This is a genomic window from Candidatus Enterococcus murrayae (assembly GCF_017315985.1).
Classification (GTDB): Bacteria; Bacillota; Bacilli; order Lactobacillales; family Enterococcaceae; genus Enterococcus_A; species Enterococcus_A murrayae.
In genome coordinates this window covers 1-24,879 of record NZ_JAFLVR010000068.1, presented here as the reverse complement: position 1 = coordinate 24,879, position 24,879 = coordinate 1, and the positions used below count along the sequence as shown (strand labels likewise).

Sequence of the window (24,879 nt, the reverse complement as noted above, 5' to 3'; positions counted from 1 at the left end):
TGAAAGTGAATGTCTTCCAACCCGCACTTTTTTCGAATCCGATGAAAGTGATAGGTTAATAGTCTTGGTTCCATTGGATGCCCCTTCGTAGAAAACACGTAGTTTCCTTTTGAATTTCGCCGATGCTTGAGTAGGTTCTTTTTTAGCGATTGCCCCATTGGAACGGATCGTGTGCCGGATTCTGTTTTGGTTGAGCCAATGAGTAGCTGCGTTTTTTGTTCGTCTATTCCTAAAGTTATCCGTTGATAGGTTTGATTCACTGTAATCATATTCCGCTCGAAATCAATATCCTTCCATCGCAGAGCGGCAATCTCACCGATTCGCAATCCAGTATGCAGGGATAAATAGGTAGGTAAGCCAGTCTGATTCTTTTCAGCTAAGGCAACTTTCTCCAACTTTCGTTGTTCCTGTTTATTCAAGGAGCGAATAGGCTTTTTGGGTTTCCTTGGCAGTTTTAAAGAGAGAAAGGGATGCTCTTTTAAGTAGCCTCTTTGTTTGGCGGCTGTTAAACATTGAACGGTGATTCTTAAAATGACCTGCATGGTAGAGACTTCCAACCCTTTCGTTCGCCAGAGCTGGATCAAGTACTTCCCTGTTTCTTCGGTTATTTCGTTCAGATAGGTTTCTCCAATATAAGGGAACACATATTGCTTTAACTTATATTCATAAGAACTGTAGGTGGCGGGTTTTACTTCCTGCTGGATGTCTTTTAACCACGTCTTTCCCCATTCTTCTAAAGGAATGCACGCATCCCCATACAGTTCTTGTTGGGTATGATAGTAGGCTTTCATGGAATAGAGCTTTGTTCGTACATCATTGAATGTTCGTCCATAAATGTAGCCATATTTAATTTGGCGATTGGGTTTATAGCCTTTTTTATAGCGTCCTTCCCAACGACCATCTTTTCTTTTATAGATATTTTCTCCTCTGCGCATCCTTCTTCTCCTCCTGACGGCTTATTTGACGGTAAATAATCAAGAATTAATTTCATTCGACCTTACTTCTAATTGATTTTCACAAAAACACTTCCGCTAAAAACATTACAATTATTCTTTTTTCGTGATTTTAATAAAAGATATTGATTATTCTTTCTCTGTATTTTATAATTAATTCAAATCAATTCATTTTTTTGCTAAATTATTCGTATCATGAAATAAAATTGTTCTTAGTTTTAGACAAACTATGTAATAAGTTATCCAAAATTAACAACTTAATCAACCATCTATATAAACAAAAACAAGAGGTATCTTCTTACATTCATTAAGAAGATGCCTATTTTTATTCATTTAACAGTGTTTATTCCTTAAAAAAAGATGAAAATACAACCTTTCTTATTTTCTTAATATATAACACCTTTTTTGCATTTTTTCGATTTTCTATTCTGAAAATAAAGAAATTCAACATACCTGATTCCTTGTTTTATCGTATATTCTTAGTGGAACCATAAAATTAAAGCGCTTTATTTTACAAGGAGGAGTTACAATGACGAAGAGTTACTATAGAGAAATACTGGATTTCCGGTCAAGAGGACAGATATGGGAGGAGTACCGTAGGGCTTCTGAACCCTTTGATCCATTGGATGTGGAGGAGATCGATTGTATCCTTCCAATGCCGGATCGATCCGGAGTATTGATCATTACAGAAGACGACATCCTCATCAGTGAGCAGAGTCCGCTAACGACACTGCAGGCATTTTCCTTCGCTCACTGCTTTCCTGATCATAAGATTCTTTCTTCCGCCCTGCAAGATATCGGTCATTTCGGCAAATATAAGTTTCCCTGGGCGTGCCCTTATTTTTCCCTGTGTCCGATGGAAGGCGGCAGTAACAGTGTGTGGATCAATCCACTAAAGATCGAGAATGTCCATGCCTATGGTGGACTGCTCAATGGGATAAAGTTGGCAATTCCGATCCAGCGGTATTATGCATTGGTCCGATCAGAGATCGCCTGTGGGATCTTGGCAGCGATTCGGCAGGACCACTTCCACTTTTCAATGTATGGCGATCAGCCCATGGATTACTTGGACCTGCCGGATACTTCGTTTGCCCGCAGTCTGAAAAAACGTCCGCTCCTCAAAACCTTCGTCACCCGAAAATATGAGGTCCACCGCCGCTATCAACGTGCCCGCTTTCTCCATTATTATCAAGAATTAGCGGATGCGCCCCAAGAGATTGATTGGGAGAATTGGCACTAATCCCCTTACTGACTGGATGAGTTCTTCATCCAGTCTTTTTTCTCTTGAAACCAACGATACGAGGAAAAATTCTTTAGTGTACTCCTTTTGAGCCACCAATGTCAAACCTCAATTTCGTTTTGACCCCCTCAACTTCGAATGTTTTCAACGGTGAATCAACGTTTCACTACTCGAAACATTCGAAATTGGGGGGGCGCCATCGAAATTGCGGTTCGCTTTCTTTTTTGAAAGCAGCTATCTTGTAGTCACCGGCCGGTACACAAATACAAACACATGGAGGTATTACATTATGATTCAGAAGTTAAGTACCAAATTACAAGTGCAGCTCGCTGTACCTGGTGTAGAGAAATTAAAGAAAGTGACATTCCCAAATGTCGTAGACGAACCTAAGGAAACAGAAATCATCGAATTAGGTGAGATAATGCGAGCGCTTGACCACGAAGACACATTATTGGATGGCGTGATTATCACTAGTCAATCACGAGTAACGAAATAGGAGGAAAACGTAAATGAAAAAATTAGTAGCGATTTTTAAAACCAGCGGCGGTCGTTCCCAGACATGGAGCTTCCCGACTCCCGGCGAAGGAAAAGCGCCTGAAGAAATTCGGGGATTCTTAGAACGCCTGACGATGTTAAGCCTGTTTAAGAAGGACGACGAAAAGCTGTTCAACCAAGTCGTCAGCGCAAAGTACGTCGAAACCGTTGAAACGATTATTTTCTAAAAGCAATCACTAGAGGAATGGCGGACTACCCGCCTTCCTCTAATCATAAAAGGAGGACATGATCCATGAATGAACAAACACTAACTTGCCGACAATTGTTCAATTTAACACCAAAAACACTAGAAAAACGAATTACTGAATACTATTACCAAACTCAAAATAGCAGCTTAACCATCAAATATATTTTGACGTTACGCGTGCGTTTTCAACTCGGTGCGGAGGAGTTTGCCTTCATTCTGAAGGATCTTGTCCGTGAGATTTTTATGAATACCAAGGCCACTCGGACAATGAAACGATTTTTCTATTATTTCCAAGATTATTTCATGGCACCCGAATGGCGCTCGTTAGCTGCAAAAGTATTCCCTGTCCGTAACTTTGGCGAAAAGGCCATCTCACTTGTCCGTTCCTTAATTGCAAAAGTCCGTCCTACAGAAACCAACGAACCTTGATAAAAAACTACCTACGCAGAAAACTAATTTAGAAAGGAATGCAGAACAATGACCCATGATTTAGTCACGACCTTTACCAATGGTCTGGGAAAAGAACACGACTGGACCTATAAAAATGTGAATGTCGATTTGCCTGTTGAACAGATCAAAGAAGCTTGCGAACTACTCACTCAATTGGATATTTTTGAAAAAAATGGCGTAAAACTATTTGATACTGTTGTCACGGCAAAGTTCGTCACCACGTACGAAACCGATATTTTTGATGTGGAGAATGATCTAAAAAATGATGCAGAGGATTCTACTAAGGAAGCGAGTAAAGAGGAGAAAATGACTGCCTCTTCAATTAAGCTGGAAAAATCCGAAGATACAGCATCATTAATCCCTGTCAAAACAGGAAGAAGCTACGACTATTTGTACAATTCCTCAAGAATGGCGCTTGAACAGGCATTGGAAGGACCCGCAGAAGCAAGAAGTAATCACCCTTCATTAATAATAAAAAATCAGACAAGTGGATTAAAGCACACAATCAATGATAATGACCCTTCTGCCAGTGTCTCTACAGCTTCTGTAACAGCGCAATCTGAGGAAACGGAGCAACTCAGCACACGAAAAAGGTTTCTTACCTGGCTTCGACGAAGGAAAAATCGAAACAAGGATGACCCGGATAACCATTCACACGATCCAGATACGTTCCGCTAAATTCTGCCTTTCTCTAATTAAATACGCGTAGGTATTACCCGCTCATGTCTGTCGTCAGCCTCCACTTTTGAGAGGAGGTGATGCACCTTGAGCGAGCTGATTCGATATGTCCTCGCTCCGCTCTTTGTGGGGCTGATCATCGCCCTCGTCAACCATTGGTTGAATGGGCGTGATCCATGACGACTGAACACAAATACACCTGCGATTTTTGGTCGCAGGTGTTGATTTAAAATATTTAACTCAGGTAATAGCAATTATTCTCGTTCTTCAGATATTTTCTTAACAAGACCAACATCTGATCCAGTAGCTTTCGATACTTGTTCGACCGTCATTCCACTCTTAAGTAAGTTAATAATTATTGCAAGCCTTTCTTCCTCGCGGCCTTGTTCCAGCCCTTGCTTTATTCCCTGATTTATTCCTTGCTTTATCCCGGCCTCTTTTGCTTCTTCAATAGCAGTTACAAACACGGCATCAGAAATGGCTTTCGATTTTTCGATATTCATAATCATTTCCTTTTCCTCACTTTCTAAGGTTAAGAAGTCCGTCTTTCTCTTCGCTTCTTTAATATACTCAGGGCTATCGGCAATAACCTCGCCAGTCTTTAGAAAATATTGCCAATGATAAACTGCTGTTTTTCTGTCTATATTCTCATTTTTTAAGCTGAGAAAACCTAATACTAACAGCTCTTTCCCCTCTTTATTTAAGAATGGTTGACACGTTTTTTTGTTAAACAAATGAAATAACTGCAAGGCATCCTCGTTCCAATCGAATATATGAAAATCGACAATATTGATACCATAGGCCGGTCGCAGACTAGAAAAATTATTCTTTTTTTCTACTTCCTTCGTCTTTACATTTCCAAACGGAGATCGGTAAGCTTCACATAGGTAAAATAATGAACGCTCATGGAAATATTTATGAGGCTGAATTTGACACTCAATCGTTGCCTGACTGCCATCTTCAGATATTGCCAAAATATCTACCTCAGTTCGAATGATTTCCATTTTTTTGTAAGACTTTTTATAGCTGTCAATGTGGTAGGTTTCTTTGGGTCTTAGTGATTTGAACTCAATACCAATAAAATCCTTCACAAAAGCTTTTAGAATGTGCAAGGAATCTTCTGATGTCAACATTTTCTTAAATAGTAAATCGTTCGTTGGTAAGAATTTTTGCAACTTTTTCCCGCCTTTCAGATAGAGTCATTCTCCAAAAATGAAAGGCTTTTCTCGCCTACATTATAGCATGGACAATGACCTGTTATCAAAACTCCTCTAGCATAAAATACGCGAAAAGTAGGTCCGCTCTTTGTTAGGTGTGTTCCATAACGGCTGGAGGATAAATCGCCCCTGCAATCTTTTGATTACAGGGGTGGTTTTTTTATGAAAAAAAATAATAGCCTCCTCACCATTCCATGAAGCTTGTAGCCAGTGTCAATATGCTTGATATTTGACTGTTAATAAGTGGTCAAGTATAGAAAAAACATTGACATCCGTACAAAAAATGAGTAACATTTTTTAGTATGATTTCGTACTAATATGGAGGTAAAAAATGAACAACGCAAAGGAAATTCGATTTTTGTTCCATGCTACTCTTAACAGCCGTGATGAACTCTATCGAATGGCAGGAAAGGCTTTTGGTTTATCCGAATGTACATTTTGGATATTGTATTACATGCGGCAATCTGAAGAAAAAGTCACACAGAAAGCTGTCAGCAGCTTCATACATCGGCCTAAGCAGACCGTGCATTCTGCTCTGAAAAACATGATAAAATCTGGACTGATAGAACTTGGCGACTACAACGGGAAACGACACAAATATATCACTCTAACAACTAAAGGCGTCGCAGTAGCAGAACAAACCGTTGATCTGGTTTTAGCTGAGGAAACGGCTGCTTTTGAAGACATGGACAGTAAGGAAAGGGAATTGCTGCTTTCTTCTCTTGTAAACTATTCAAACAATTTAACGACAAGAATGAGTAAATTCAGAAATGCCAAGGAGGTTAGTGAAAGTCTAATGATTAATCTTCAGGAGGATTTTTCACTATGAGAAATAAGCAAGAACAAGCAGTTAAGCCGCAGCAAAATAGCATGGGAACTTCTCCTATACTTCCTTTAATTGCTAAAATGTCACTACCGCCTATGCTCTCCATGCTGATTGGTTCGCTGTATAACATTGTGGACAGTATATTTGTTGCAAAACTCGGTGAAAAAGCATTGACCGCAGTATCATTGATCTATCCCCTTCAAACGCTGGCACTAGCCTTTTCTGTCGGTATGGGTATCGCTATCAATGCGATATGTGCTCGCTATTTAGGAGCAAAAGACCGTGACAGCGCAACTTCTGTGGCATCCGTGGGCCTATCTCTCGCATTGCTTCAATCTTTATTGTTTGTTATTATCGGCGTCTTCTTTATCCCAGCTTTTTTGAAATTCTTTACAACTGATGAAATCATTTTGAACTATGGCGTTCAGTATGGCGTGATTGCTGTGACTTTTTCATTCGGCCAATTTGTTCTGATTGCAATCGAGAAGATGTATCAGGCCGTTGGAAAAATGTTGCTTCCTATGTTGATGGCAACGGCTGGCGCTATCATCAATATCATTCTTGATCCGATTTTGATATTTGGTCTTTGGGGATTTCCCACTATGGGTGTGACCGGTGCGGCGATTGCCACAGTTATTGGTCAGGTGATACCTGCTCTTATCTATGTCCTTATGATATTCAATACTAAAAAAGAGATTTATGTCACATTGAAAAAAATGCGTTTGCGCAGTGGCATAGTGAAACAGCTCTATGTGTTAGCCATTCCAGCCACACTCACACTATGCCTGCCATCTCTGCTGATTTCCGCAACCAACTCGATACTGGCTACTGTTTCGCAGACAGCGGTAGCATTCTTTGGCATTTACTTTAAGCTGCAAAATTTCATTCTAATGCCAGCAAATGGGATTGTACAGGGAATTCGGCCAGTTATCAGCTATAACTATGGCGCAAAAAATAATAAACGAGTAAACGACACCTTATTTACCGCTGGTAAAATGATAGCGATCATAAATATGCTCGGCACTTTGCTTTTCCTTTTGTGTCCTCAACTGCTCTTATCTATGTTTGACGCAAATCCAACGATGTTAAATATGGGCGTGACGGGGCTTAGGATTTTGTCCTTTACCTTCATCCTATCCACCGCAAGTGTTGTCATGTCTGGCGTTTTTGAAGCTCTTTCTCTAGGGAAATGCTCTTTGCTTATTTCGTTGGTAAGACAGTTTGTCATTACGATCCCCGCAGCGTACCTCCTGATTAAAGGGGTGGGGCTATCCGGTGCGTGGGTTGCCTTTCCTCTTGGAGAGTTTGCGGGAATTGTCATAACGGCTATTCTCTACTTTACCTTTTATAAAAAGGTGCTTGCGAACAATAGCCGCAGCACCATGGTTTCTTAGACTGGTAAAAAAATGCAGCCCCCCTTCTTTGCTAAAGAAGAATGAAAGCAGGAAAGTCTCAAAAGGACTTCCTGCTTATTTTTTTGATGTTTCGCAAGTCAAAGCTGCGGATTCTCATGTGCTTCATGCTGAAGAAACCAGCTATGCGTTTGCGGCTCTACAATATGCATTCACAAGACTATTTTCTTGTCATTCCGAATACCGATATCGGATGAAATAAGCTTGAGTAAATCTGCTTATGCCGCCGGGGCTTTATTGAAACTACTCATTTTCTATACATTATAATTATAAAAGTTACTTAAGTATCACACCTCACTTAGGAAAACCTTTACATAGCTGTCCAGTCTTCGGTACAATTAACTAATTACATAGCTTTTAGGAGGTCTGTTTTGACTAAACACAAACTGAATTCACGCTTCGGCTTTTTCCTATTACTGACAATTTTACTGTGGGCAAAAAATTTATTTGCTTATTCTGTTGATTTTGATTTGCGCTTGGATAATGCCCTTCAGGTATTTATCCTGCTGATCAATCCCATAGCGACAACAATGCTTTTTTTGTCGATTTTTCTCTTCATCAATCGGACTTGCCCTGCCTATATTACTGGCTATCTCATTTATTTATTACTGAGTATCCTGCTGTTTGCGAACGTCATCTATTACCAAGAATTTACTGATTTTCTGACTATTGATACGATTTTAGGTGCTGGAAAAGTCGCAAATGGTCTTGGTGAGAGTGCGATCCGTCTCTTCAAGCCTCATCACATGCTCTATTTTCTAGACTGTGTCGTTGTACTTGTTTTGTTGCTTTTAAAGAAATTACCCTCCGACACTCGCCCAGTTCGAGCAAGGTTTGCTTTTTCAGTGATGGTCGCGTCTTTGCTATTTCTATCTGGAAATATTATTTTGGCGGAAACAAGCCGCCCAGGTTTATTAACTCGAACCTTCTCCAGAGACTATCTCGTAAAATATTTAGGAATCAACGCTTATACTGTCTACGATGGTGTCAAGACGTATGAAGTCTCTCAGATTCGTGCTCAAGCGAGTCCGAATGATATGGAAAAGCTCGTGGAGAAGCTTCGACAGCAGCCAAAAGAAACAAACGCGGAAACATTTGGGATTGCAAAAGACAAGAATATCATCTATGTCCATTTAGAAAGTGCCCATCAATTTCTGATTGACTACAAGGTGAAGGATAAAAACGACGAAGAACATGAAGTAATGCCATTCGTAAACAGCTTATACCATAATAACAGCTCCTTCAGCTTCGATAATTTTTACCATCAAGTAGGAGCTGGTAAAACAAGTGACGCAGAAACTTTATTGGAAAATTCACTGTTCGGGCTAAATCAAGGGGCACTCTTTTCTCAATTAGGTGGAAAAAATACATTTAATGCCGCGCCTGCGCTTCTTGACCAAAAGCTTGGCTACACGACAGCCGCTTTCCACGGGAATGCCGGAAACTTTTGGAATCGAAATGAAACCTATAAAAAATTTGGCTATCAGCATTTTTTTGATTCAAGCTACTACAAAATAAACGATGGAAATTCCTTCCAATACGGATTGCATGATAAGCCCTTTTTCCAACAATCCGTCAAATATATGGAACACCTGCAGCAGCCTTTTTACGCGAAGTTTCTCGCGGTCTCCAATCACTATCCTTTTTCTGAGCTGCCCGATACGGAACTCGGCTTCCCGAATGTCGATACTGGAGATTCAACGATCGACGGCTATTTCGCGACAGCTAATTACACGGATACTGCCATCAAGGAGTTCTTTGACTATCTAAAAGCCAGCGGGCTCTATGAAAATTCTATGATCGTTTTGTATGGCGATCATTACGGTATCTCGGATTCTCGAATCAAAAAGACGAAAGAATTATTCGGCAAAGAGGATTGGACGACCTTTGATACGATGCAGGCGCAAAAAGTGCCGTTGATCATCCATATCCCCGGACAAGACAAAGGAACGGTCAACCATACCTATGGCGGACAGGTTGACCTGCTGCCGACACTTTTAAATATGATCGGCTATGATTCGGAAAATTTGATGCTGCTGGGAAATGACTTGCTTTCGTCAAACAGAGAACAATTGGTCGCCTTCCGCAATGGAAATTTCGTTTCGAAGGATTACTCGTATCACAAAGGTGACGTCTACGATAATCAAACCGGAGAACTGCTAAACTTTAGCCAGCCAGAAGTATTTGAGGAAGCAAAAGAAGTGAAAAAGAAGGTCGACGAGCAGCTCGCCATCTCAGATCAAATCAACAATGGCGACTTGCTGAGATTCTATCATCATAGCGGACTCAATCCAGTCAAAACTGAGCAGATCAGCTACAAAAATTCGCTGGACACTTTATTAAACATTGAGAAAAAGCTGGGCGACCACTCAACGAGTGTCTTTTCTACAAACGGTGGACGCTCCACAGAAGAGCTGTATAAAACGAAATCCTATGAGGAATATGCAGAAGAAGCAAGCAAATAGAGCCGCCATTTGTGCTTGACGTTCTATGAAATGTAAAATACAAAATTTTGTCAAACTTTAATAGCCGAACGGCCATGCCCTATCTTTCTTGATAGCTGCAAAGTCGTTCGGCTTTTGTATTCTGATTCGTTTTTTGGAGACTTTCGAATCATTCTCTATTTTTCATTAATTAAAGAACGTTTTATATGTTTTAATCTCTTTCTACTCTTTTTGCTAATTCTCTATCAAAGCAATTCATTTATTGTCCATATTTCAATTAATACTCATGATTATCGATTTCACTTACTGCCTTTTCAAAATCTAACTGATGCGCTAAAAATTTCTTTTCTTTTGGTGGAAACGTTTTGTCAAAATCATCTAAAAATGATTCATCCGGATACATTGCTTCTGAAAAATGGACGCTACCACTTATCCCATCCAATGCTCCTTCAAATAAAGGTAGTGCCATAACGCCAGTATAAAATTTACCATCAGGCATAGATATATTGTATTTCTTTGTGCCGACAAATCCATACGGGTGGTAATGATACGTAAATCCTCCGAGGATGATCGCATTAAACCCTAGACTTTTCGCTTCAGCAAGAGAATGCTCAATTAGCATCCGACCAAACCCTTGTCGATGATACTCCGGTGAAATACTAACTGGTCCAAAGGTAATAATTGGATGTTCAACACCGTCTTTATCGATCACTTTAGCTTTTGTGTAGAAAATACTACCGATTATTTGATTGTTTAGTTCAATAACAAATGACAATTCAGGAATAAAATCAGAATGCTTTCTAATGTTGTGTACAATCAAATGCTCAACTGCTCCTGGGAAATATAAATTCCAAAATGCGTCTCGCGTGATTTCTTCTACAATCCTATAATCTCTTTCTTCTTCATGTCTAATAATAGTAGTCATTATTTTCCTCCAAGTACTATTTATTTTTACAAAGAGATACCTGTCTAAATAATCCAACCATCCAAGTGAATACCAAAAAGACGATAGCTTTATACTATCGTCTAAGATTACAAAAATCCTATTATCCGACAGATATCGCTTCTACAAGCACAACAAATAAACCAAGGTTTATTTGTTATTCAGCTTATTGATTAGATACCTGCGACACTCACCAGACATACTCCATTCATTTTTAGATGGTTCGATTATTTTCGAGATAAGTGTAACAAATGAGCATAGTTATTTCAATCATTCTCTCAGTAAGATTTATCTATTCTTTTTTTTGCATCATTAACAATTAGCTATGTGCAACTGCCTTTATTCCCATCTAAAATAGCGAACTGCAATGAAAATACCAATAATGGAAATAATTGTTAATAACAGAACCATATAAAATATCCCACTTTTTTCTTGAAAAGTAATAGCCTTTAACAATTTAATTCCTTGCGTTAACGGCATAATATCTGCCACTCGCTGTAATCCTTTAGGCATAATTTCATAAGGGACTGTCGCTCCTGATAAAAAGAACATAGGAAAAAATATTGCTGAATTTATAGCACCCGTTGCCTTTTCACTCGGAGACAGACTTGCAACGATCAAACCAATAGCATGAATTGAAATCATGACTAGAAGATAAGCTGGAATAAATTGCAGCCAATTGCCTACATAAGAGAAATGAAAGAAAACAACTAATACGCCTAATAATAAAAGCATCGATACAATACTGATCGTAAAGCAAAAAAGTAAATGAGCCAAAAGCAATTGAATTGGGCTAATTGGAGTTACTTGATATCTTTTCAAGATTTTTCGTTCGCGATAGGAGGATAATGCTAAAGGAAGCCCCATTACACCTGCTGAACAAATCCCTACTGTCGATACAGATACAAAAGCTGTATTCAACGCATCATTACTAGAGTCCATAAATCCCATAAGACAAACAATACCAATCGGAACAAATATTCCAAAGATGATGGAAGACATTTCTCTGATCGACAGCTTTGCCTCTGATTTATACAATAACCAAAATGTTTTCATCTCAATATTCCTCCCCAATAAGCCCTAGAAAGGCTTCTTCAAGATTGGCTTTTTTACTTTCTACTATGATTTCTGCTACTGTACCACTAGCTACTTCTTTGCCATCTTTTAGTAATAAAATATGATCACATAATGTTTCTACTTCATCCATATAATGTGAAGTCAGGAAAATAGTCACTCCTCTTTCCTTGAGCATCAGTAGGTAACGCCAAACTTCTCTTCTCGCTTTAGGATCAAGTCCCGTTGTCAGCTCATCTAAAAATATAATCTCTGGATTTCCCATGATCGCTAATACAATGCATAGCTTTTGTTTTTCTCCGCCTGATAATGTGGCCAAAAATGCATTCAATTTTGTTGAAAGACCAAATTCATCAAGTGTTTTCATCCAATCAATTGGTCGTTTATATAAAGAATGAGTGATTTCACAGATTTCTTTGACTTTCAACTGATTTTGAAAGGCTGATTCTTGAAATTGGACACCTACATATTGAAAGAGCTTTTTTCGTTCTTTTCTTGGATCTCTGCCTAACAAGGTGATATTTGCGGAATCATAATTTTGTGTGCCTAAGATACAGTCGATAGTCGTCGATTTTCCTGCACCATTATGACCTAACAATCCAAATATCGTTCCTTTCTCCACAGTAAAACTAAGTTTGTCAACTACACGTTTCTCACCAAATGTCTTAACTAAATTTTTTACTTCTATTGCTTTGTTTTTGATAACCATTTTTTACCTCCAATCATTTTTCTGTGTTCATTCTAGCTAAAAATGATTGAATGGTGGTTCAGTGGAGAGTTTTCAATAATGTAAAATTTCAAAACATATCATCAGGACTTTCAAAAAAAGGGCTATGGTACACTTCTCTCGACCAACAGTTTCTCAGTGAGTTTCAGAATATCTTCGATACGTAAAAAAGATTTTGAGCAGACAAGGAAAAAGATTACCTGACAAAGCATATTTCTACATTCTTCAACAGGAAAATAAGCAGCTAAAAGAGGAAAAATGAAATAGTTAATTTCAAACTTGTTCACAAACATCAGCAATAATATTCCGTTCAATCTTTGTGCTGAATTTTAAATGTAAGTAGACAAGGATATTGTTTATGGCGGAATTGTCGTTCAATTAAGGCTCAACATTTTTACGATGAAGGACTCTAAACCAATAAACGTTAGCTGACCTAATGTGTGGAATGAATTTGTATACAAAAAGATTGATAAGCATACATAGGCATGTCTACCAATCCTCATAAAAATCTCCATTTCGTCTTGCTACATTTTCCGAAAAATTTTTTTAATGTCCCAATTCAAAGATGAATCTTATTTCTGTATGTTCATTTCCTATCATTGGAAATTTCTTTTAATTTTTCAGATATGAGTAGCCCAGAACTAATAGCTAGAATATCAATAAAAGTCCTTAGTAATAAATCTAAAGGATTAAAATCGAACACTATCAACATAAAACTATTAAAAAAGAATAGATTTATTGCGTAAACCGTTATCCCTATAAAAAGCGGATTTCTGCTATTTTTTCTATTTTGAACAAAAGATGTCAAGTACAGTACTACACTACTGGAAATCGCTCCAGTTACTAAACACCAAAGGATCGTTACTAAAGAACGTTCCTCAAAATAAGAATAGATTCCAAAAATATTATATAAGCATAGTCGGCCGAGTAAAAAGAATACTGTTGGAACTATTAAACTAGACAGCAAACCATCTATTGTCTTGATCCAAGCTCCTGTCCCCTTTGGATTTGTTTTACTTTTAAAAAAGAAATCTAATCCTAATCCCATTACTAAAAGTGCTAAACTATCCACAATTACATATGCTATACTGTCCTGCAAGATTGATACAGCATGAGGTAATGGTTCAAATAGATAAGTCGACCAAAGAAAGCATAAAGATAATGAGTATTTCAAGCCTTGATTCTTTTTGCTCGTTTCTACTCTTTTATCAGCAACCATTAAAATGAAAAGATACGCAAATATACTATAGCTAATAACTGCAAGGATACTAAATGCTATAGGTAAAGTTTTAGATGTCACAAAAATACTAGGCTTCAAAATAGTTTGGTTACTCTCAGGTAATAACAGTTGGCAGCAAATACGAAATATTGTAGTTACTACCCCTAAAATTAGTATTTTGAGCAAAAAATGCACACTACGGTTTTCCATAAAATCCCCCATAATTATTATTAATTAATTGTGTAGAGTGAACCAACAAAGCGTTTTACTATCTATTATCGAAATAGTAATATGTCTCCTGCCCCTACATTTTAAAAGCATTATTTAATAATGAAAAAAAGTCATTCTAATTGTGGTAAAGCATTTAACAAAGCTCAAAGAACTAACGACTGATAGTTAATTACATAAATACCACTTAGTATAAAAGTTGTTCTCAATTAACGAAATAAGCATCTTGTAATATCAAACTGTTTCAATATATTGAAGGATAGTGTAACCGCAAGTGGATAATACATGGAACCATCGGTTATACCATAACAAGCAGAAGGCCAAGCTCAACAACAAGCGCAATAGCTGCTCCCATTTTTTAATGAAACCACAAAAATTTCTTTTTATGGTTTAAGAGAATACACAAAAGGTTTTAGTTCTACGAGTTCCTGAAACCATGAAACAAATCGAGAATGGATTGGTTTCAAAAAAAGTCTTGATACTTTATTGACACAGACCCTTTCTTCTATTGTAATGTGTATCTAATTATAATGATAAGTTAAGGATTTCATTTCCCCATCAAAATATATTGAATCCCCATCATCATAATGCCAAATTGCTTGAAGATGTTTTGGATGCTTCATTCCATTTTCTGTTACATAATCATCCACAATTGCACTCCATGGAGCTTTCGTTTTCATCCCCGATGAATCAATAGCTATACGATCATTTGTAGTAAATCTTTCGAATTCACCTATTCCATTGAAATAGAATATCCCTTCTACTTCATATCCAGAATATTCTATTTTAGCTTCAAGAGTTTGTTCGTCTATTTCTCTCCAAGTGATAAAATCTTGAAGTGCTGCTGTTGGTACAAGTAAACATTCTGATAAATATGTGACTAAACTTCCTATATAGAAATCTTTCCCAGATTCATCAAAAATGGTGAATGCTTTTCCTAAAACACCTTTCATTGACCCTTCATTTTTGTAATAGGAATCAATCCCTTGAAATGGTATTCCATAAATATTAGTGTCAATGAATGCTAAAACATTAGGTTGTAAACCATCATTAATTCTTTCATAAGATATCTTTAATGGTTTTTGATGTGCATTCAAAATAAATTTAACGTCTTCATATTTAGCAACTGAACCCGTCATTTTAGATTTACCAATAAAACCGCAAACTTCAAAATATTTTCTCAAAGCTTTAGGATAGTCCTTCAATTCTCGTTCAGAAAAAGTTTCAAGCTCTTTAATATTTTTATCTTTAAGGATGCGTTCTCTCTTTTGCTGGAACATATTTTTTACTGGCGAATAATTAATGTTTTCGTAGATCACAATCAGCCCTAAGATTATAAAGATTACACCGATTACTATTTTCATTTTCTTCATATAACCTTCCTAGATTTGTATTAATATTTTTATCTATATTTCATCCTACATTGAGTAACTTCTTACCTATTTAACGTTATACTCTTTTACTATATAGATTTTATCCATCTAAAGTCTCCATTAGTAATAGTACAGTATGACGAATTTATGAAGATCGAGTCCTATGGCGATACGGAGCCCCATTTTTGAAAAAATTTGTCAGATCCTTTTCGAACATCTATACGGAAGTTTTTCATGATATGGAATCATCCAGCTAATTATCGATCTTTAATCACACATTTTTTTAAGTTGTTATCCTTACTATTAAACTAGAGAAAACTACGCTAAATAATGCAATAAAGATGGTTTCCTGAAAATCAGCAAATCTCAACGGTTGCGTAAAAGTATTTAACAATGAGTGATAGAATACACAAATACATAGACTTTATGTTACTTTATAAATGTCGCTCAATACAAAAAATGTACTCAATAAGGAAAAACTTAATATTTATAAGTTATATGGTTACTAACGAACCATCAATTAAGAAATACATCAAATGCCAAATTTCACTATGGTCACTATTAATAAACTCAACTGAAGAATGTTAGTTAAATTTCTTTTGTCTATTTTGTAAATCTTTCTATATAAAAGTACTTTGTATGTTTCAGTTTAGTTGCGAATATACTCTTTTCGTGTTTTAAAAATCGCAATGGTCAATAATATAGCACTAATACTAATCAAATAGAATCCCCGCTGAGTATTGTCTCCGTAGCTTTGACCTGCTTCGATATTTTTTACCAATTCCAAAAATTGTTTTTGCGGTAACCAATGGATTAAGTGGCTAAAAAATTGGTTACCGTTATCTATTGAAAATAAACTCCCGGATAATAATGTAGTGATTATCATGATCATCGATCCAAACATGTTTGCCGTATCAGCAGCTTTAAAAAGAGAAGCATTAAAAATTGAAAATGCTGTTCCGAAAAAAACAATAGCTCCGATTAATATAGAGTAATCTCCCAAAGAAAGTTCCTTACCAGTAAAGCCCATAAAAGAAACACTTCCAACGATCAAAAAGGTGGGAATAAAAAGCAACAGCCAAGAAAACAACGAATAGTTCACAAATAATTTTACAAAACCCATTGGTGTGGTAATGATTCGTTCCATCACATGTTTTTCTTTGTCTTCACTGAACAAATGCATGTTCGTCACACTAGTCATTAATAAGAACATTAGCATGTAACCAATAATCGTACTGTCAACCTCATCGTTATTTTTTTTATCTGCCTGCATGGCTTCAGGATCTTTGAAATATTTTGTTAGTTCCTTTTTATAAGTATTTCCTTTAAAAGTTGAAATTTTTGGTGTCCCATTCCGCATATCAACGATCGCATCATACATTCCGAGTGCCAGACTGGATTTTTCAGGTTTTTGTGTAAGATGCTCTACTTTTATATGATTCGAACCAACTTCTTGCTTTGGGGCACCAATTACTCCGATTTTTGTTGCAAAGAGATCTTTATCACTAACAAAAATTGCTAGACAGATAGAACAGATAATCAAACCGAGCATAACAAAAAATCTGCTTTTGTTTTCCAAAGTTCTGGACCAATTATTTCTGAATATTGCGATCATACATATTCCTCCCCATTAAAAAGAAATAGTGATACTCCCAAAATCAGAATAGCGATCACGAATAACATTGATAATACTGGTAAAAAGTTTAACATGTTCTGGTCATAAATCATTTCAAAGATAGTTTGCAATACTTTCGTTGTAGGCAACCATTTGCTTATTTTGACAAATGCTGCTCCAAAACTGGCAACTGGAAATAAAAAACCTGAAAGCACAGCTAAAGCAACAGTCAAATTACTAATAATTTGGTTAGCAACTCCTTCACTTTTAAAAATGCAACACATCAAAACTCCAATACAACTGAACACAAAATTCATTCCTACACATAAAAGCCAAATTTCTAAACTATTTTCACTACCAAATCTTATCTGAAATAGCAGATGACAAATCACAGCAGAAACAGTGTAAAAAAAAGTAGTAAAAATAAATGCTGCAATAATTTTTGAAAATGGGATAAACCAGTCTTGAATAGGCGAATAAACAATTCGTAAATTTGCATTTTTGATTTTTTCTTCCATAAAGCTGTTCGCAGAAAAAGTTGCGGTATACATCACTGAAAATAGCATTAAGGTAACACCATAATAATCATAACTAGTAAACTGACTACTGTATAAACCTTCTGTCAGAAAACCTAGTGTTGCAACTAATAAAAATGGGAATAGCAAACTGAAGACTGCCCACATAGGATTTGTAAATAGATTAATCGTATCTCGTTGAATAATTCTAAATAATTGGTACATCTTTTCTCCTCCCACACATATTTAGTCTCTTAAGGATCTACCTGTCAAATCTAAAAAGACAGTCTCTAGATTTGCTTCTTGAATAAAGACATTTTTGATTTTTTGCTTCATAATAAGGAGTTTATCAATAATATGATCCAGATTTTCAATTCCTTTAATGGAAGTAATCAACAGTTCATCATTTTCTAAAGAAACCTCTTTTATACCTTCAATTTGACAAAATACATCCAATGAGATTGTACTTGCTTCGCCAATTCTAATGGTGATTTTTCGTTCGTCATTTTTCTCTTTCAGTGCCTCTTTTGTCCCTTCAGCAATAATTTTCCCATGATCCATAATAATGATTCGTGAAGATATTTCTTCAACTTCTTCCATATAGTGAGTGGTATAAAGAACCGTCATGCCTTGCTTTTGCATTTTTTTGATTGAGCTCAATATATGGTTTCTTGATTGAGGATCGATCCCAACTGTTGGTTCATCCATGATGAGAAGTGTAGGACGATGAGCGAGTGCACACGCAATATTTAATCGCCTCTTCATTCCTCCAGAAAAAGTAGCAACTTTTTCTTTTCTATGGTCTGTTAAGCCAACCGAAGTCAGGGCATACGTGACACCTGATTCTAATCTTTCTCCCTTTAGACCATATAAGGAAGCGAAAAATCGGACATTTTTTTCAGCCGTGAGGTCTTCATATAGTGCTAAATCTTGAGGAACCACTCCTAGTTGTTGTTTGAATGTTTGTATATTTTGATCAATCGGGATACCTTTACAAATTACCTCTCCGTTGTCAAATCCAAGCGCGCCGCATAAGATATTTATCGTTGTACTTTTTGAAGCACCATTTGGGCCCAAAAGACATAGAATTTCCCCTTCATAGATAGAAAAGGAGATTCCATGTATTACCTTCTTATTTTTATAGCTCTTTTCTAAATTCCTAACCTCAATTAATGATCCCATCAAAACGACTCCCTTAATTTAAGTTTATCAAGTAAAAACTGTGAAAAAATGCCAAGGCATGTATTGAATAATTATTGAGCAGTTCTGTTCTAGATAAACTATTTTAAATATCAATCTCTCGCATCTTTTCTGTGACTTCTACCATCCGTTCATCTATGCTTTGAACCCTTTCTCTTGAAAAGTGCAACTGACTAACGATCTGACCATCACTCATAAATAGGACACGCTGAGTTTGAGCAGCGACTTTTACATCATGAGTCACTATGCAGACAGTAGTTCCTTGCTTGTTAATCTCTGATAAAATATATATGATTTCTTGAGCAGACTTGGAGTTTAGTGCGCCTGTAGGTTCATCTCCGAAGATAATTTTCGGGTTACCCATTAACGCTCTACAAATGCCGGCACGTTGTAATTGTCCACCAGAAACTTGTGTAATATCTCTTTGCTCTAGTCCCGCAATACCCATTTGGTCCATTAATTTTTGTCCTTTTTCCATTAACATTTTAGATTTTTTCTCATTGCCTTTTTGCACAGGTAAAACGATATTATCCAATAAATTTAGATTTTTTAATAAGGTCGGTTGTTGAAATACAAATCCCATTTGCTCTCTTCGCAGATCCGCCAAAGCATTATCCGAGAGGCTAACCAACTCTTTACCGTCAAACTGGACACTACCAGCATCGATTTCATCCATCCCGCTTAACGCGAACATTAAGGTAGTCTTACCAGATCCAGAGGGGCCCATAATTGAAATAAATTCCCCAGTTTCGATTTCTACAGATACATTACGTAGGACTTTTTCATGACCAAAAGATTTTCTTATATTAGTTCCAACAATTACTTTTTCCATCATCATCATTCCCTTATACTATCGTTGATTTTTATTTTTTTTGATGAAACGGTCGCTATCTTAGTCATGATCAACGTTGCCAACAGCATACCCAATGGACAAAGAATAAAGCTGACCAGCGGATTAATCGTAAAACGAAACGTTGTGACACCCATCATAGATATAGCAACACCAGCTACTTTTCCACCTAATATACTCGCTAAAACCGTTCCAATAATCGTCCCTAAAGCGACGATCACTAGTGACCTCATAAAATATTGCTTCCGAATATCACAGCTTGTAAAACCTAATGCATGTAAAATGGCTATTTCATGCCTATCTTTTGCCAACAACATCTTGATAAATAGTAAAACGATCAATGCAGTAATGGCTAATGCAACAATCATAGACACTTTCGCACCTACCGCAACAGTTTGAATCGTTGAACCAAATGTTTGCTGCATATAATGTTTAATGTCAGAAACTTTCGCATAGGAAAATTTTTTTCCATAATTTTTCGCTGTTTGACTCACAGAAACATTCTTTTTCACATTAGCACTGATCGTACACCACATCGTGGCGGCTTCTTGATCTACAAATGTAGCTTTAGCTGTCTTGCCGCCATTCGTGACATCTGAATAGACACCACAAACTTTAAGCTTGCGAGTCCCATTGGATGTTCTAATGGTCAATGTACTATTGAGTGGTTTCTCAATATCATCTGATAAAGAACTGGATAAGGCTATTTGGTTAGATTTTGCTGGTGCTTTTCCTTCAGCATATTTGATCGGAAAAATAGTGTGATCTCCTAATTCGATTTTCAATTGATCCTCTGCTTTTCTATTTTTAATCAGTGAAAAAGCTTTAGTTGTCAACGCAACCGACTTAGTTATTTTTTTATCCCGAGACAACTTTTCCATGATATCCTCTGACTTTTGAGGGATATTTTTTGTTTGTTGAATATCTAAACGCAGATCCGATTGTCCAATCCCCATATAACGAGAAAAATTTGGAGACGAAATTGTGCTGTACAGATTTTGCGGCATGATCAATATGAACGATGTCAGCAGCAAAACAGTAAATAGGGTCAAATATATTTTTTTGCGTGATAGTATGTCCTTGATTCCTAATAAACTATTTATTTTTGGGAAAGATCGTCCAGCAATTAAAGGTCCTTTGCTACCGTGTATCTTTTCTTGAGAAATCCCAAAACGAATAGCAGATACTGCTGAGATTTTTCGGAAACGGCGTAATATTAGATTGACATACAATAGCATTCCAAAGAAAAGAACAATCGTCCCAAAAAAACCGACAGTTATTGATAACTCCTGATTTCCGCTCTCTCCCATATAAAGTTGAATATTTTTCAGCAAAATACCGCGAAATGTAAAGGAAAGAAGATACCCCAGTAAACAACCAATAAATCCAATAACAGTATACTTGGCTAAATAGAGACGTTTAACATCCGAATTTCTTAACCCAATTGCTTTTAGTACACCGATCTCTGGATAATCATCTTCAATTTTAGATAATAATGTAAAACGAATACATAAAAAGGCCACCGCCAACATTAATAAGCTGACAAGTAAAATAATCGCAATCATGATCCCATCTGATAATGCATTCATTATTCGAAAAAGCGTATGAGTCAATACTGGTCCATTTGCCGGAAGTTCCGCTTTTATATAAGCCATCTCAAAATCACTGATTTTGCCAACATCTTTCAAACGATATTCGATCAAATATTCGACATTACCAAATTTTTTCAATTCTTGATAATCCTTTTCATTCACAAGGAAGCGTTTTGACGAAGAAAGTGATGCGTTCATCTGGGAGTCCCTCAAAAAACCCACAATCTTCAATTTATGACTGTTTACTTCTAACGAATCACCTATTTTAGCTGTGCCTTCACGTTCATAAATAATCGGTAAGTAAACTTCGCCGACTTTTGGTTGAATAATTTGATCATTCTTGTCCAACAGAAAATCAAATTTTTTGCTTTGAACAGAAAAGCCATTGTCTTGAATACTGTCAGTCATAGGCTTTCCAGCAATAAATAACTTAGTATTTTCGACATTCAAAAAGTCAAGAACCTGCCAATCTGCCAGATTGGTTTGAACCTTTGCGAAATCCTCTAGTTGTTTTTTATGGATCATGCCTGAATGCATTTGCATAAAATGCGGGGTTTTTGCCCGTTCCATCATCTCATCGATAGAACCAGATAAGTTGATGGTAAGAATTGCTACTAATGAAACCATCATCGTGGTGATTGTGAGTAAAATTGTTGTCGCCGCCGTTGCCAGTTTACTTTTTTTTATATCATTTATAATTAACCTGCCATACATAAAACCCTACCTCCTTCATTTCCTCCCAGGTATTAAATAAATATCTGCTGTATTATTTTACTAATCTATCCTCTCCAACCCGTAACAAGCGTTCCTGAAAATAAAAAGAACTCTCTGCTCTTCGTTACTTATTTATTTCATAGTTTGGTACTGCCTCTCGGGTATTAAATGCTGTACTCGCGTAGTTCAATCATTTCATAGGGAAATTTCGTCTAAAGCAATCTTTCTGAAATACCGGTATTAATGAGATTCGTCAATACCAGAGAAATTTCTCATACGATTTCTGTTTGCATTTTTTGACTCATTAAGGCCTTTTGCGGCTTATCAGTGTTTTCCATTACATGCTAGTCAACAAAATTATCTAAGCATAAGAATAAATCTGTTTGGACAAAATGCTGATACACGGGGATTGACTGATCAGCCGCAACTTCTTTCACATTTGTTGTTATTTCAAATATAGCATCCACAATTTCTTCCTTTGATTATGGAATTAACGCTTATTGCCATAATCTAGTAATATCTTTTTAGAATGTATCCTTTTCCCCATATAGTCTCTATAATATCTGCTGGAAATCCTTTTTTTATTAGCTTTTTTCGTAGGCTTTTTATTAAAACTGATAGTTGAGCTAAATTTGATTTGGTTTTCCCAGTATTCCAAATATAGTTACAAAGGTCTTCTCGTGAAATGCACGTAGATTGGGCGTCATATAGTACTTGAAAACATTTTTTTTGATTTTTCGTAAAACCAATCATTAATTGATCTAATGGTTCAAAATGTAAATTATCATTCTCCTTAGTAAATATGGTGTCCCATTCATTACTATACTCACTTATGAGTTCACGCAACACGTCCATTTCTATTTCACTGTGTATCCAACTATCAATTCCCAGACTATCCATATTATTCTTTTTTTCATCCAATGGCTCACGTAGATATTTTCTGAAAACTATCGAATGGGTATCTTTTAACTTGGGTGTTATTATTTCTATCTCCTTATTAGACAATGATTCGCTCAAAATAATTAATTGATAAAGATCGATATTAGGTTGTTTAGTATCGCATAACATCATATCAAGCGTTGTTTTGGATACAAATACTTCGTAATTGAACTTTTGTAGCCCATTCTGTATCGTTTTTTCATTCAAAATATTATGGGTTAGTATTAGTATTCTAATTTTTAAACACCTCACATAATTCTCTCTAACAAATTAATTTGTTTTTGTACATCAAAATATAAATAGATGGCTAATATGATACAAATTACTACTGTCAGCAATAGTGCATAATCCAGTATGTAATTTTTTTTAGACAAGTTCAGTATCTGGATATTTTTCATATCTTTAAATATGAAAAAGAAAAAGGCCATTAAGCCTATAATTCCTATTATTACTAAAATAATCATCCAACTATATCGTTCCAAGTTTGTCATCCTTTCAGGAATATTGAAAAAAATTTTTTTCAATATTCCTTTTTTAAGTAAATACTAAAAACTATTTTTAAGGCTCATTCAACATCAGCCATTCAATCTTCCCTTCATACAGTTCACCTTTTCTAGCAATATTTCCTGGAATAAACAGTCTCACAGAATCAAATTCAATATTCGTCTTAAATTTACCTTGCCCTTCAGTTATATTTGTAGTCTCCCATAATGAAATTGTCGAGTTGTCAGCTGGTAGAACCGTTGAGGTTTCTGATAATCCTGTAAAGTACTGTGTAACAGGTAACCAGCTCTCCCCATCTGTTGTTTTTCTAAGTTGCTTGTTGAAGGATATTTGTGCACCAGTTAACTGCTGATTACTTCCATCTTGATTTTGTAAAGGAGATAGTCTAGCAGCAAATGACCAATTAGAATTCATTCTGACATTTTCCATTTTCACACTCAGATCACTTGTTCCAAAAATTTCAGATAAGTGCGCGTCAATTGAACGAGTACTTACCTCTTGTACTCCAAAATTGAAATTTGGTGTCTCTGAAATGTACAATCCTGATTGGCGGGGGTTGGTTGTAAATGAGCAAGTTGGGGTTTCTTCTGATTCTCCGGCTTGATTAATGACACTACATTTAACATAATATGTCTGATCGGCATTCATGTTGCCCAATTTCAGAGAAACTGTTTTACTTGTTGTATCAATATCAAAATTCTCTACGGATGGAGATCCAGAATCTATACCGACTTCGGAAAATGAAGAACCGTCAGTACTCCAATAAACTTTTACATCATTCGGATCAGCAGCCGGTTGAACAGGATGATCTCCTGCTGCTTGGTAGTCAAACGTAAATTCCGCTGTTGCTCCATTTTCAGTGGTTGGGGAGTTTAGGGTTGGTACACTTAAATTTGATAGTGTGTTTTTCGTGTAGAAATAGTAATATTTAGATCCTTGTTGTTGGCTTACTAAATCTGTTAAATCACCTTCGTAATCTGTCAGTCTTACCCAACCTCTGTAACGGGTACCAGGTGTTAGTCCAGAAATTGTTCTAGAGGAATAGCTTCCATCTCTTGTCGTAGTGTGTTCTAAATCATCCACTTTTTTGGTCCAGTCTTTATCTATCCCACCATTGTTATAAGACTCTGTAAAAACTTCACCATCATCATCTACTTGCGAAATATCACCAGTATATGTTCCCTCTTTTAATTGGATACTCGTTGCTGTTGCTGTATCTTGGTCAAATACAGGAGGTGAAATTTGCAACGATACACCCTTTGTTTTAAACTCACGAGTGGCTGAATATGCTGACCAAACATTACTAGCATTTCGGGCGCGATACCGAACATAGTACTTGGTCTTTGCATTGAGTTTGGAAAGTGTAAAACTCACACTTTTACTTCCAGAAGTAATCGTCGGCGTGGTCGTCGCCGGCGTAGTCG

Annotated in this window: 24 protein-coding genes; 9 read left to right on the top strand and 15 right to left on the bottom strand. The window is 36.5% G+C overall.

The window, feature by feature from the left end:
- A partial coding sequence (locus tag JZO85_RS20565) for a tyrosine-type recombinase/integrase (RefSeq protein ID WP_207110389.1) occupies positions 1-935 on the bottom strand: 935 nt, incomplete at its 3' end.
- A gap of 547 nt (positions 936-1,482) precedes the next feature.
- Here JZO85_RS20565 and JZO85_RS20560 point away from each other — a divergent pair.
- The 6 genes from JZO85_RS20560 to JZO85_RS20535 all read left to right on the top strand — a co-directional run bounded on the left by JZO85_RS20560 (position 1,483) and on the right by JZO85_RS20535 (position 4,243).
- On the top strand, positions 1,483-2,193 hold the full coding sequence (locus JZO85_RS20560; protein ID WP_207110388.1) for a hypothetical protein: 711 nt from the start codon (positions 1,483-1,485) through the stop codon (positions 2,191-2,193).
- A 289-nt stretch (positions 2,194-2,482) separates the two neighbouring features.
- Positions 2,483-2,689, top strand: coding sequence for a hypothetical protein (locus JZO85_RS20555; RefSeq protein WP_207110387.1), 207 nt, complete (start codon positions 2,483-2,485; stop codon positions 2,687-2,689).
- 13 nt (positions 2,690-2,702) lie between these two features.
- Positions 2,703-2,915 carry a DUF2922 family protein gene (locus tag JZO85_RS20550; protein WP_207107137.1) on the top strand — a complete coding sequence of 71 codons (213 nt, stop codon included), beginning with the start codon at positions 2,703-2,705 and terminating at the stop codon, positions 2,913-2,915.
- A 65-nt stretch (positions 2,916-2,980) separates the two neighbouring features.
- Entirely contained in the window at positions 2,981-3,364 is a 384-nt protein-coding gene (locus tag JZO85_RS20545; RefSeq protein ID WP_207110386.1) for a hypothetical protein, read from the top strand.
- A gap of 48 nt (positions 3,365-3,412) precedes the next feature.
- Complete coding sequence (locus JZO85_RS20540; RefSeq protein WP_207110385.1) at positions 3,413-4,063, top strand: DUF2922 family protein; 651 nt, start codon at positions 3,413-3,415, stop codon at positions 4,061-4,063.
- An 87-nt stretch (positions 4,064-4,150) separates the two neighbouring features.
- On the top strand, positions 4,151-4,243 hold the full coding sequence (locus JZO85_RS20535; RefSeq protein WP_207109179.1) for a type I toxin-antitoxin system Fst family toxin: 93 nt from the start codon (positions 4,151-4,153) through the stop codon (positions 4,241-4,243).
- Positions 4,244-4,317: 74 nt separating this feature from the next.
- On the opposite strand, the gene JZO85_RS20530 is transcribed toward JZO85_RS20535, so the two are convergent.
- Positions 4,318-5,238 (bottom strand): Rpn family recombination-promoting nuclease/putative transposase, encoded by a 921-nt coding sequence (locus tag JZO85_RS20530; RefSeq protein WP_207110384.1) that lies wholly within the window; start codon positions 5,236-5,238, stop codon positions 4,318-4,320.
- A 373-nt stretch (positions 5,239-5,611) separates the two neighbouring features.
- On the opposite strand from JZO85_RS20530, the gene JZO85_RS20525 reads away from it, so the two are divergent.
- From JZO85_RS20525 to JZO85_RS20515, 3 genes are all read left to right on the top strand, one after another.
- The gene (locus JZO85_RS20525) at positions 5,612-6,109 is read left to right on the top strand and encodes a MarR family winged helix-turn-helix transcriptional regulator (RefSeq protein WP_207110383.1); all 498 of its coding nucleotides are present in this window, start codon (positions 5,612-5,614) and stop codon (positions 6,107-6,109) included.
- Entirely contained in the window at positions 6,106-7,500 is a 1,395-nt protein-coding gene (locus JZO85_RS20520; RefSeq protein ID WP_207110382.1) for an MATE family efflux transporter, read from the top strand. Before JZO85_RS20525 ends, JZO85_RS20520 begins: the two co-directional genes overlap by 4 nt.
- 389 nt (positions 7,501-7,889) lie before the next feature.
- Positions 7,890-9,983: an LTA synthase family protein gene (locus JZO85_RS20515; RefSeq protein WP_207110381.1), complete on the top strand. Its 2,094-nt coding sequence runs from the start codon at positions 7,890-7,892 to the stop codon at positions 9,981-9,983.
- A 256-nt stretch (positions 9,984-10,239) separates the two neighbouring features.
- Here the strand turns inward: JZO85_RS20515 and JZO85_RS20510 are convergent, their stop codons facing one another.
- The 13 genes from JZO85_RS20510 to JZO85_RS20455 form a co-directional block, all read right to left on the bottom strand.
- Entirely contained in the window at positions 10,240-10,887 is a 648-nt protein-coding gene (locus JZO85_RS20510) for a GNAT family N-acetyltransferase (protein WP_207110380.1), read from the bottom strand.
- 357 nt (positions 10,888-11,244) lie between these two features.
- Entirely contained in the window at positions 11,245-11,961 is a 717-nt protein-coding gene (locus JZO85_RS20505; protein WP_207110379.1) for an ABC transporter permease, read from the bottom strand.
- Between the two features lies 1 nt (position 11,962).
- Positions 11,963-12,688, bottom strand: coding sequence for an ABC transporter ATP-binding protein (locus JZO85_RS20500; protein WP_207110378.1), 726 nt, complete (start codon positions 12,686-12,688; stop codon positions 11,963-11,965).
- Positions 12,689-13,292: 604 nt separating this feature from the next.
- Complete coding sequence (locus JZO85_RS20495; RefSeq protein ID WP_207110377.1) at positions 13,293-14,135, bottom strand: hypothetical protein; 843 nt, start codon at positions 14,133-14,135, stop codon at positions 13,293-13,295.
- A gap of 539 nt (positions 14,136-14,674) precedes the next feature.
- Positions 14,675-15,526, bottom strand: coding sequence for a DUF6544 family protein (locus JZO85_RS20490; RefSeq protein WP_207110376.1), 852 nt, complete (start codon positions 15,524-15,526; stop codon positions 14,675-14,677).
- Between the two features lie 649 nt (positions 15,527-16,175).
- Positions 16,176-17,141, bottom strand: coding sequence for an ABC transporter permease (locus JZO85_RS20485; RefSeq protein ID WP_207110375.1), 966 nt, complete (start codon positions 17,139-17,141; stop codon positions 16,176-16,178).
- Entirely contained in the window at positions 17,138-17,881 is a 744-nt protein-coding gene (locus JZO85_RS20480; protein ID WP_207110374.1) for an ABC transporter permease, read from the bottom strand. Before JZO85_RS20480 ends, JZO85_RS20485 begins: the two co-directional genes overlap by 4 nt.
- Before the next feature lie 21 nt (positions 17,882-17,902).
- The gene (locus JZO85_RS20475; RefSeq protein ID WP_207110373.1) at positions 17,903-18,838 is read right to left on the bottom strand and encodes an ABC transporter ATP-binding protein; all 936 of its coding nucleotides are present in this window, start codon (positions 18,836-18,838) and stop codon (positions 17,903-17,905) included.
- 103 nt (positions 18,839-18,941) lie between these two features.
- On the bottom strand, positions 18,942-19,688 hold the full coding sequence (locus tag JZO85_RS20470; RefSeq protein WP_207110372.1) for an ABC transporter ATP-binding protein: 747 nt from the start codon (positions 19,686-19,688) through the stop codon (positions 18,942-18,944).
- Positions 19,689-19,693: 5 nt separating this feature from the next.
- On the bottom strand, positions 19,694-22,012 hold the full coding sequence (locus JZO85_RS20465; protein WP_207110371.1) for an ABC transporter permease: 2,319 nt from the start codon (positions 22,010-22,012) through the stop codon (positions 19,694-19,696).
- Positions 22,013-22,356: 344 nt separating this feature from the next.
- Positions 22,357-22,479, bottom strand: coding sequence for a hypothetical protein (locus JZO85_RS23375; protein ID WP_277988962.1), 123 nt, complete (start codon positions 22,477-22,479; stop codon positions 22,357-22,359).
- A gap of 43 nt (positions 22,480-22,522) precedes the next feature.
- Complete coding sequence (locus JZO85_RS20460) at positions 22,523-23,203, bottom strand: winged helix-turn-helix domain-containing protein (protein ID WP_347401813.1); 681 nt, start codon at positions 23,201-23,203, stop codon at positions 22,523-22,525.
- A 306-nt stretch (positions 23,204-23,509) separates the two neighbouring features.
- Positions 23,510-24,879 (bottom strand): WxL domain-containing protein (locus JZO85_RS20455; protein ID WP_207110370.1); only part of this gene is annotated, 1,370 nt, incomplete at its 5' end.

Coding starts and splice junctions, on each gene's coding strand:
- JZO85_RS20480 (WP_207110374.1), bottom strand. CDS start 17,881: ATGTACCAATTATTTAGAATTATTCAACGAGATACGATTAATCTATTT.
- JZO85_RS20550 (WP_207107137.1), top strand. CDS start 2,703: ATGAAAAAATTAGTAGCGATTTTTAAAACCAGCGGCGGTCGTTCCCAG.
- JZO85_RS20495 (WP_207110377.1), bottom strand. CDS start 14,135: ATGGAAAACCGTAGTGTGCATTTTTTGCTCAAAATACTAATTTTAGGG.
- JZO85_RS20525 (WP_207110383.1), top strand. CDS start 5,612: ATGAACAACGCAAAGGAAATTCGATTTTTGTTCCATGCTACTCTTAAC.
- JZO85_RS20510 (WP_207110380.1), bottom strand. CDS start 10,887: ATGACTACTATTATTAGACATGAAGAAGAAAGAGATTATAGGATTGTA.
- JZO85_RS20540 (WP_207110385.1), top strand. CDS start 3,413: ATGACCCATGATTTAGTCACGACCTTTACCAATGGTCTGGGAAAAGAA.
- JZO85_RS20520 (WP_207110382.1), top strand. CDS start 6,106: ATGAGAAATAAGCAAGAACAAGCAGTTAAGCCGCAGCAAAATAGCATG.
- JZO85_RS20505 (WP_207110379.1), bottom strand. CDS start 11,961: ATGAAAACATTTTGGTTATTGTATAAATCAGAGGCAAAGCTGTCGATC.
- JZO85_RS20485 (WP_207110375.1), bottom strand. CDS start 17,141: ATGATCGCAATATTCAGAAATAATTGGTCCAGAACTTTGGAAAACAAA.
- JZO85_RS20475 (WP_207110373.1), bottom strand. CDS start 18,838: ATGGGATCATTAATTGAGGTTAGGAATTTAGAAAAGAGCTATAAAAAT.
- JZO85_RS20470 (WP_207110372.1), bottom strand. CDS start 19,688: ATGGAAAAAGTAATTGTTGGAACTAATATAAGAAAATCTTTTGGTCAT.
- JZO85_RS20490 (WP_207110376.1), bottom strand. CDS start 15,526: ATGAAGAAAATGAAAATAGTAATCGGTGTAATCTTTATAATCTTAGGG.
- JZO85_RS20560 (WP_207110388.1), top strand. CDS start 1,483: ATGACGAAGAGTTACTATAGAGAAATACTGGATTTCCGGTCAAGAGGA.
- JZO85_RS20545 (WP_207110386.1), top strand. CDS start 2,981: ATGAATGAACAAACACTAACTTGCCGACAATTGTTCAATTTAACACCA.
- JZO85_RS20500 (WP_207110378.1), bottom strand. CDS start 12,688: ATGGTTATCAAAAACAAAGCAATAGAAGTAAAAAATTTAGTTAAGACA.
- JZO85_RS20555 (WP_207110387.1), top strand. CDS start 2,483: ATGATTCAGAAGTTAAGTACCAAATTACAAGTGCAGCTCGCTGTACCT.
- JZO85_RS20465 (WP_207110371.1), bottom strand. CDS start 22,012: ATGTATGGCAGGTTAATTATAAATGATATAAAAAAAAGTAAACTGGCA.